Annotated in this window: 7 protein-coding genes; 4 read left to right on the forward strand and 3 right to left on the reverse strand. The window is 68.7% G+C overall.

Annotated features, from left to right (window positions below):
* Positions 1-39: 39 nt before the first annotated feature.
* The 3 genes from J6U32_RS15930 to meaB are packed head-to-tail and all read left to right on the forward strand — an operon-like array spanning position 40 to position 5,251.
* The gene (locus J6U32_RS15930; RefSeq protein ID WP_208791189.1) at positions 40-1,977 is read left to right on the forward strand and encodes a methylmalonyl-CoA mutase family protein; all 1,938 of its coding nucleotides are present in this window, start codon (positions 40-42) and stop codon (positions 1,975-1,977) included.
* Positions 1,974-4,238: a methylmalonyl-CoA mutase gene (scpA, locus tag J6U32_RS15935; protein ID WP_208791190.1), complete on the forward strand. Its 2,265-nt coding sequence runs from the start codon at positions 1,974-1,976 to the stop codon at positions 4,236-4,238. The genes J6U32_RS15930 and scpA overlap by 4 nt, the downstream gene beginning before the upstream one ends.
* Entirely contained in the window at positions 4,235-5,251 is a 1,017-nt protein-coding gene (meaB, locus tag J6U32_RS15940; RefSeq protein ID WP_006370114.1) for a methylmalonyl Co-A mutase-associated GTPase MeaB, read from the forward strand. Before scpA ends, meaB begins: the two co-directional genes overlap by 4 nt.
* 80 nt (positions 5,252-5,331) lie before the next feature.
* Here the strand turns inward: meaB and J6U32_RS15945 are convergent, their stop codons facing one another.
* The 3 genes from J6U32_RS15945 to J6U32_RS15955 form a co-directional block, all read right to left on the reverse strand.
* The gene (locus J6U32_RS15945; protein ID WP_208791191.1) at positions 5,332-6,303 is read right to left on the reverse strand and encodes an ABC transporter substrate-binding protein; all 972 of its coding nucleotides are present in this window, start codon (positions 6,301-6,303) and stop codon (positions 5,332-5,334) included.
* Positions 6,304-6,458: 155 nt separating this feature from the next.
* On the reverse strand, positions 6,459-7,181 hold the full coding sequence (locus tag J6U32_RS15950; protein WP_208791192.1) for an SDR family oxidoreductase: 723 nt from the start codon (positions 7,179-7,181) through the stop codon (positions 6,459-6,461).
* Complete coding sequence (locus J6U32_RS15955) at positions 7,178-7,864, reverse strand: isochorismatase family protein (protein ID WP_208791193.1); 687 nt, start codon at positions 7,862-7,864, stop codon at positions 7,178-7,180. Before J6U32_RS15955 ends, J6U32_RS15950 begins: the two co-directional genes overlap by 4 nt.
* Before the next feature lie 22 nt (positions 7,865-7,886).
* Here J6U32_RS15955 and J6U32_RS15960 point away from each other — a divergent pair, with 22 nt between their 5' ends.
* Complete coding sequence (locus J6U32_RS15960; RefSeq protein ID WP_208791194.1) at positions 7,887-9,464, forward strand: (2,3-dihydroxybenzoyl)adenylate synthase; 1,578 nt, start codon at positions 7,887-7,889, stop codon at positions 9,462-9,464.
* Positions 9,465-9,466 lie beyond the last annotated feature (2 nt).

Genomic DNA, 9,466 nt, shown 5'->3' on the forward strand with positions numbered 1-9,466 from the left:
GCTCTCGACCGAGCGCATGATGGAGGTGTGTGCAGCACGATGCCCGAGCACAGTGAACAGCCCGAGCAGTCCCGACAGGCGCTCGACGAGGCATACGAGACATGGTCGCGGGCCGCGGCCGGAGTGCTCGCCAAGTCACGACGCGTCGAGGTCGACGATCTCCCCGATACTCCCGAGGCGCTGCTGTCCACGCAGACCCGGGATGGGCTGACCGTCCGCCCGCTCTACACGCGCCGGGACGAGACCACCGAACCCGGTGTCCCCGGCGGCTTTCCCTATGTCCGTGGTGCCGACCCGCACCGCGACGTCCTCACCGGCTGGCGGGTGACCGAACGATTCGGCGACGACCCGGCAGCGGCCGAACAGGTCAACGCCGAGATCCTCGAGGCGATGAACAACGGGACCAGCGGACTGTGGCTGGCGGTCGGGGGTGCACTGTTGGCCGACGACCTCGCCACCGCACTGTCCGGGGTTTATCTGGACCTGGTACCGATCACCCTCGACGCCGGCGCCTCGGGTATCGAGGCCGCCCGCGCCCTGCTCGCCGTCCTCGACGGTGCTCCCGCGACCGCGGACACCGCCGCACCGACCGCGGCGACGACGCTGTCCCTCGGACTCTCACCGCTGACCGCCGCATACTCGGGTCGGCCCACGGTGGCAGCCGAGGCGGCCACGGCCCTGGCGGTCGAGGTCGCGGAAGCACACGGCGCCGCGGTTCGCACCCTGCGGGTCGACGGCACCGACTTCGCCACCGCCGGCGCGGACAACGGACTCGAGCTGGCATTGTCGGTGGCGGCCGCGGTGGCACACCTGCGTGATCTCACCGCCGCCGGACTCGACTCGGCAGCAGCGCTGGAGCAGATCACCTTTGCCGTCTCGGTCGCCGACGACCAGTTCGCCGGAATCGCGAAACTGCGTGCGCTGCGGCGTCTCTGGGCCCGGGTGGCCGAGGTGATCGGCGCGCCGACCTCGGGTGGCGCACTGACCCATGCGGTCACCGACCTCTCGATGTACAGCCAGCGCGATCCGTGGGTCAATATGCTGCGCAGCACCATCGCCGCCTTCGGTGCCGGCGTCGGCGGCGCCGACCAGGTCACCGTCCTGCGGTACGACGCCGCGCTGCCCGCCGACGCGCGCACCTCCGGAGCCGCGTTCTCCCGGCGGATCGCCCGCAACACCCAACTGTTGCTCCTCGAGGAGTCCAACATCGGACGCGTGCTCGATCCGGCCGGCGGATCGTGGTTCGTCGAGTCCCTCACCGACGACCTCGCCGCCAACGCGTGGGCGGTCTTCGGCGACATCGAGAAGCAGGGCGGGTATCGCGCCGCCCTCGATTCGGGATGGATCGCCGAGCGGGTTGCCGAATCGCTGCACACCCGGGATGTGGAGGTCGCCCATCGTCGCGAATCGGTGACCGGGGTCAACGAGTTCCCGAATCTCGCCGAGAAGCCGATCGCCGGCGCCCCCGCCACGACGACCGACCTCGTCGGTTCGACTCCACGGCTGGCTCGTGTCGGCCGCGCCTTCGAGCAGTTGCGGGATCGCTCCGACGCCCATTTCGCCGACACCGGAACCCGTCCGCGAATCCTGTTGCTGCCGTTGGGCAGTGTGGCCGAGTACAATGGCCGCACCACCTTCGTCGCGAATCTGCTCGCGGCGGGCGGGATCGAGGCGGTGAATCCCGGGCCGCTCGACGCGTCGACCATCCCCACCGTGATCGACGAGACCGGCACGCCGATCGCGGTCCTGTGCGGCACCAAGGCGCGCTACGCCGAGGACGGTCCGGCGGCGCTGGCCGCCGCACGGGCAGCGGGTCTGGCGCAGGTGCTGCTCGCCGGTCCGGACAAGGAATGGCCCGCCGGTGACGACCGTCCCGACGGCTCGCTGCGTGTGGGCATCGATGCGGTGGCCACCCTCACCGACCTCTTCGACCGGCTCGTCCCCTCCGTCCCCGCCACCTCGGGAGCCAGCGCATGACCAACACCGAACAGACAACCGCGATACCGAGTTTCGCCGACGTCGACCTCGCCGTCGAGGTGCCGGCGGTACCGGCCGACGCAGCCGCGGAGGTGATCGGGAACCTCTCGGCCGCCCACGGCTACAGCACCGAGCAGGTCACCTGGAGCACCCCCGAGCAGATCGACGTCACGCCGGTCTACACCCGCGCCGACCGCGACGCGGTCACCACCGACGGCGCCCACCCGTATCCGTTGGACTCGGTGCCCGGTGCCGCGCCGTTCATCCGCGGCCCGTATCCGACGATGTATGTCAACCAGCCGTGGACCATCCGTCAGTACGCGGGTTTCTCCACCGCGGCGGAATCCAATGCCTTCTACCGCCGCAACCTGGCCGCCGGGCAGAAGGGCCTGTCGGTGGCCTTCGACCTGGCCACCCACCGCGGCTACGACTCCGACCACCCGCGGGTCGCCGGTGACGTCGGCATGGCGGGCGTGGCGATCGACTCCATCCTCGACATGCGCCAGCTCTTCGACGGGATCGATCTCGGCAGTGTGTCGGTGTCGATGACGATGAACGGTGCGGTGCTGCCCATCCTGGCGCTCTATGTCGTTGCCGCCGAGGAACAGGGCGTACCGCCGGAGAAGCTGGCGGGGACCATCCAGAACGACATCCTCAAGGAGTTCATGGTCCGCAACACCTACATCTATCCGCCCAAGCCGTCGATGCGGATCATCTCCAACATCTTCGAGTACACCAGCCAGAAGATGCCGCGGTTCAACTCGATCTCCATCTCCGGCTATCACATCCAGGAGGCCGGGGCCACCGCCGATCTCGAGCTGGCCTACACCCTCGCCGACGGTGTGGAGTACATCCGTGCCGGTCTCGACGCCGGTCTCGACATCGACAAGTTCGCCCCGCGGCTCTCGTTCTTCTGGGGCATCGGGATGAACTTCTTCATGGAGGTCGCCAAGCTGCGCGCCGCGCGTCTGCTGTGGAGTGAACTCGTCGCCCAGTTCGATCCGAAGAACCCGAAATCGTTGTCGCTGCGCACACATTCGCAGACGTCGGGGTGGTCGCTGACCGCCCAGGACGTGTTCAACAACGTCGCCCGCACCTGCGTCGAGGCGATGGCGGCCACCCAGGGCCACACCCAGTCGCTGCACACCAACGCCCTCGACGAGGCGATCGCCCTGCCGACGGATTTCTCCGCCCGCATCGCCCGCAACACCCAGCTGCTGTTGCAGCAGGAATCGGGCACCACACGCCCCATCGATCCGTGGGCCGGCAGCAACTACGTCGAGTGGCTGACCCATCAGCTCGCCCAGAAGGCGCGCGAGCACATCGCCGAGGTCGAGGCGACCGGCGGCATGACGCAGGCGATCAACGAGGGTCTGCCGAAGTTGCGGATCGAGGAGGCCGCCGCGCGCACGCAGGCGCGGATCGACTCCGGTCAGCAGCCGCTCATCGGCGTCAACAAGTACCGCGTCGAGGACGACGAGGAGATCGAGGTCCTCAAGGTCGAGAACTCCAAGGTGCGTACCGAGCAACTCGAGAAGCTCGATCGCCTTCGCGCGGGCCGGGATTCGGCGGCGGTGGAGGCGGCGCTGGCAGATCTGACACGCGCCGCGGCCAGCGACGACGGCGGCATGGAGAACAATCTGATGGCATTGGCCATCGAGGCCGCGCGGCAGCAGGCGACCGTCGGTGAGATCTCCGCAGCGCTGGAAAAGGTCTATGGTCGCCATCAGGCAGAGATCAAGACCATCAGCGGGGTGTATCGACATGAGGTGGGTGCGGTGACCGGCGTCGAGGCGGCCACGGAGATCGTCGAGCAGTTCGCCGAGGCCGAGGGCCGGCGTCCGCGCGTGCTGGTCGCCAAGATGGGCCAGGACGGACACGACCGCGGGCAGAAGGTGATCGCGACCGCGTTCGCCGACCTCGGCTTCGACGTCGACGTGGGCCCGCTGTTCGCCACCCCCGAGGAGGTCGCCACGCAGGCCGCCGACAACGACGTCCATGTCGTCGGTGTGTCGTCGCTGGCTGCCGGGCACCTGACGTTGGTGCCCGCGCTGCGCAAGGCGCTCGAGGAGGTCGGCCGCCCCGACATCATGATCGTCGTCGGCGGGGTGATCCCGCCCGGTGATTTCGAGGAGCTCTACGAGGCAGGGGCCGCGGCGATCTTCCCGCCCGGCACCGTCATCGCCGACTCGGCGGTCGAACTCGTCGGCAAGCTCGCCGACAACCTCGGGCTCGAACTCGCCGGAGTCGCTTCCGAGTGACCGACCAGAGCGGCACACGGGCAGCGGTGCGCCGGCGGGTGGACGTGGATGCGCTCGCCGAGGCCATCCTCGAGGACCGTCGCGCGGACCTCGCCCGCGCGATCACCCTCGTCGAGTCGCGTCGGCCCGATCACCGCGCCGCGGCGCAGGAGCTGCTCCTGCGTCTGACTCCGCACTCGGGCAAGTCGTTTCGGGTCGGCATCACCGGCGTCCCGGGGGTCGGCAAGTCCACCACGATCGAAGCACTCGGACTGCATCTCATCGAGCAGGGGCACAAGGTCGCGGTACTCGCCGTCGACCCGTCCTCCACCCGCACCGGCGGGTCGATCCTCGGGGACAAGACCCGGATGGGCCGGTTGTCGATGGACAAGCGCGCCTACATCCGGCCGTCACCGACGTCCGGCACGCTCGGCGGGGTCGCCAAGGCCACCCGCGAGTCGATCGTCCTCGTCGAGGCCGCAGGTTTCGACGTCGTGCTGGTGGAGACCGTCGGCGTCGGCCAGTCGGAGGTCGCGGTGGCCAACATGGTCGACACGTTCTCGTTCCTGACCCTGGCCCGCACCGGGGATTCGTTGCAGGGCATCAAGAAAGGTGTCCTCGAACTCGCCGACGTGATCATCGTCAACAAGGCCGACGGCAAGCACCTCACCGAGGCCAACGCGGCGGCCCGCGAGCTGAAGAACGCCCTGCGGCTGATCTATCCGCACGACGCACTGTGGTTCCCACCCGTGCAGACGATGAGCGCGCTGGAGAACACCGGTGTCGACGAGTATTGGGCGGCGGTCGAGCGTCATCGCGAGACCCTGCTCGCCGCAGGAGAATTCGAGGCCCGACGCAACCGCCAGCAGATCGAGTGGATGTGGGAGATGGCGCGCGAGACCGTGCTGGCACGCCTCGCCGATTCCCCCGAGGTCAAGTCGGTGCGCGCCGAGGTCGAGCAGCAGGTGCGCGAGGCCACGCTTACCCCCGCGCTCGGCGCGCAGCGCATCATCGAGACCTTCGACAACCGCTGACCCGACACCCCGAACGCACACCGGCGCCGCACCTTCGAGGTGCGGCGCCGGTGTTCTTCAGCGGGTCGGTCGCACGCGGGTCAGAGCTTGGCGGCCACCGGATTCAGGGTGTCGATGACGAACCCGACCGACGGCGCACTGGGCACGCTGAACGCGGGTTGGGTCTTGTCGTCGAGGTAGACGACCGTACCGTTCTTGACGGCCGTGAGGTTGCTCCAGCCGGGTACCTGGTTCACCACGGCGTTGTTGCCGCCGGGAACATAGACGACCAGCAGATCCGAGTTCAGCAGGTCGATCCGCTCCGGCGAGATCAGCGCACGGGTGGACTGACCGTTGTGCAGTGCGGCCACCTGCGGGTTCAGGGTGAAGCCGAGCTGGGCGATCAGGCCCGCAGCGGCATCCTTGGTGGAGTTGATCGCCCCGACCTGACCGGTCGGGCCCACCTGCGCGAAGGTGAAGGTCTTGCCCTGTGCCTTGGCGTTGTTCGACTTGAACGTCGAGATCTCACCATTGGTGGCATCGATCAGTTTCTGTGCCTGATCGCCGACGCCGAAGATCTTGCCGGCCGTCGTGGCCAGCTGCTCCCAGGTGTCGGCGGTGGCGCCCTTGGTCAGTACCGGGATCGTCGGGGCGATCCCCTTGAGCTTGTTGTACTGGTCCTCGCTGCCGAGGTAGCCGGCCAGGATGAGGTCGGGGTTGAACTTGGCCAGTTCGGCGACGGTCACCTGGGTCGGGTCGGCGACCTCGACGACCTGTGCGTTGTTGGCGGGGGTCCACGAGAACGTCGGCGTGCCCTTCGGGACGAACGCCGCGGTGATCGGGATATTCAGTGCCGCAAGGGTATCGGTCCAGTCACTGAGCAGTGTCACCACGCGGGTGGGCTTGGCGGTGATCTCCGTCGAGCCGTATTCGTGATCGATAGTCACCGGGGTGAACGACGAACTGCTCTGCGCCGAGTCGTCGTCGGGGGAGGAGCAGGCGCCGAGGAAGGCGATCAGGCCCACTGCGACGGCCACCACCAGGCCGCGCAGCATCGGTCGTGTGTTCTTCACGAGAATCCAATCGGTTGTGTAGGAGGAGTGGAGACTTCGACAATCGGGATATCGACAGTCGGGGATGTCAGCAGGTCGGGGATTTCAGCGGTCGCGATGTCAGCGGTGGGGCGAGCGCGGTGCCATCAGGTGCGGCGTTGCCCGTGGTGACGGGGTCACATGTCCAACGTCGCACCTCCGTCGACCCGCAGGTCGTGCAGCGTCACGTGGCGCGCCGCATCCGAGGCGAGGAAGACGACGGTCTCGGCGATGTCGGCCGGGTCGGCGATCCGGCCGAGCGGTATGCCCAATCGGAAGTGCGCGGCGTCCCCGCCGAGCACCGCGTCGCGATCGGCGTCGCAGGTCCACATCCCGCGCAGCATGGGGGTGTCGGTGGACCCGGGGGAGACGATGTTGACGCGTACGCCGGAGGGCGCCGCGGCCAGCCCGAGTGACCGTGCGTAGGAGGTGGCGGCGGCCTTGGATGCCGCGTACGCAGGCAACGCGGTCCGCGGCACGGCTGCTGCGTTACTGGAGACGACCACCGCCGACCCTCGTCGACGGGCGATCATCGGGGGCAGTGCCACGTCGAGGAGGTTGCGGACGCCACCGGCGTTGACGGCCATGCAGGTGTCCCAGTCGTCGCTCATCACCCCGGCGGCGGCGACCACCACACCGATCGGACCGTGTTCGGTGTCGAGCTCGTCCCAGGCGGCGCGCACCGCATCCTGATCGCTCACGTCAACGGCACGAACATCGGTGTCGGGCCGACGATCCCATCCGATGACGGTGGCTCCGGCGGCCCTCAGGGCGCAGGCGACGGCAGACCCGATGCCGCCGGCGGCGCCGGTCACCAGGGCGACCTGACCGGCCACCCCGGCGGTGGATCCTGCGGTCACGCCGTGACCCCGGACCGATCCGTGCCGACACCGCCGGAGGCGTGTTCTGTGGCCGCTCCCTGCACGGCGCGCAGCACCTGCGCGGCGCGGACGACCCGTCCGGCGCGCTTGCCGATGTACTCGGCGGCCATGCGGTGCTCGTCACGGGAGAAGTCGCCCATCGCGTCGACGACGAAGAAGGGGGCGACATCGCTCATGAACGCATCGGTGGCGCTGATCATGCAGCCCATGTGCGCGTACACGCCCACCACGATCAACTGGTCCCGGCCGTGATGGGCGAGTAGTTGACGCAGGTCGGTGCGCTGGAATCCGGAGTATCGCCACTTGGTCACACAGATGTCGCCGTCACGGGGCGCGAGTTGCTCGATGACCTCCTCGTCGCGTCCTGAGGCGAGTCCCTTGCCCCAGAAGTCGGAGAGGATGCCGCGTCGTGACGGATGCTGATCGCCGGGCTGGGCGGTGTAGACCACCGGAACACCTGCCGCCGAACATGCTTCGCGGATCGCGATCATGTTGGGCAGCGCGGTGGCCATCGGTTCGTGGTCGAGCCGGTAGGCATCGATGAAGTAGCGCTGCATGTCGTGGATCAGCAGCGCGGCGCGTTCGGGTTGCAACGTCCATTCCACGCGGGCGGGGAAGGGGCCCTCGGGTATCTGGTACGGAGCGATCGGGGGAATGGCCACGGCATTAGGGTAGCCTCACCTTGTGCACGTGACACCATGGCCCCCCGAACTCGCCGAGAACTACCGCACGTCGGGTACCTGGTCGGGCGAGACCTTCGATGACATCCTCACCGCACGGGCCGCTGATCCGCGTTTCGCGGAGAAGATCGCCGTCGTCGACGACGACCGCTCGCTGACCTATGCCGAGCTGGACGAACGCGTCGATCGGCTGGCGGCCGGACTGGTCGGCATGGGCATTGCGGCCGACGACCGGGTGATCGTGCAGATCCCGAACTCCGTGGCCTACGTCGAGGCGGTGTTCGCCTTGTTCCGGGCACTCGCCCTGCCCGTCTTCGGACTACCCGCCCACCGCGAGACCGAGCTGGTCGGCATCGCCCGGTCGGCCGCAGCGGTGGCCATCATCTCTCCGGCGGGCGGTCGCGGCGTCGACTACCGAGCCCTGGCGCAGCGCGTCGCCGACGAGGTCGACTCGGTGCGACTGCTCATCGACTCCGACACTCTCGAGGAACTCTGGGCGCCACCGGTCGAGCACGGCCGCGCCGATCCCGAGCAACTCTCCTTCCTGCAGCTCTCCGGCGGCAGTACCGGTGTGCCCAAGCTGATTCCGCGCACGGCTGCCGATTACCTGTACAGCGTGCGGCGCAGCAACGAGGTCTGCGGTGTCGACGAGGACACGGTCTATCTCGTCGTGCTGCCCGCCGCGCACAATTTCCCGATGAGTTCACCGGGAATCCTCGGTGCGTTGTACGCCGGCGCGACGGTGGTGCTCTCGCCGAGCCCGACGCCATCGATCGCCTGGGAACTCGTTGCACGCGAACGGGTCACGATGGTGGGCCTGGTGCCGCCGCTGGCCCGGCTGTGGACCGAGACCGCCGAGGCCGGTACCTCGCTGGACCTGTCGAGTCTGCAGACCGTGCAGGTCGGCGGTGCGCGGTGCCCCGACGAGCTGGCGCGGCGGATCGGCCCCGCCCTGGGGGTGCGGCTGCAGCAGGTGTTCGGGATGGCCGAGGGTCTGGTCTGCTACACGCGGCTCGACGACCCCGACGACCAGATCACCTCCACGCAGGGCAGACCGATGTCGTCACTGGACGAGCTGCGGCTCGTCGACGAGCACGGGGCGCCGGTCACCGACGGTCCCGGCTTCCTGGAAACTCAGGGGCCCTACACGATTCGCTCCTACTGGCGCGACGCGAGCCCCGAGTCGTTCGCCGCCGACGGGTGGTATCGCACCGGTGACGTCGTCGAGCTGACCGCGCAGGGCAACCTCGTGGTGCGGGGCCGGGCCGCCGATCGCATCAACCGCGGCGGTGAGAAGGTCTCGGCCGAACAGGTCGAGGAGCATCTGCTGGCCCACCCGTCGGTCCGCGACGCGATCGTCGTTGCCGCGACCGACACGTACCTGGGCGAACGCACCTGTGCCTATGTGGTGCCCGCCGACACCGACGACCCGCCCACCCTGGCGGGCCTGCGCGCCTTCGTCCGCAACTCCGGCCTCGCCGAATGGAAGCTCCCCGACGCCATCGAGGTGATCGACGCGTTCCCCGAGACCGGGGTGGGCAAGGTCAGCCGAAAGAAGCTGCGGGAGTTGCTCACCCGCTGACC

It is taken from the genome of Gordonia polyisoprenivorans (assembly GCF_017654315.1).
In the GTDB taxonomy this organism is placed as follows: Bacteria; Actinomycetota; Actinomycetes; order Mycobacteriales; family Mycobacteriaceae; genus Gordonia; species Gordonia polyisoprenivorans_A.

Coding starts and splice junctions, on each gene's coding strand:
- J6U32_RS15930 (WP_208791189.1), top strand. CDS start 40: ATGCCCGAGCACAGTGAACAGCCCGAGCAGTCCCGACAGGCGCTCGAC.
- scpA (WP_208791190.1), top strand. CDS start 1,974: ATGACCAACACCGAACAGACAACCGCGATACCGAGTTTCGCCGACGTC.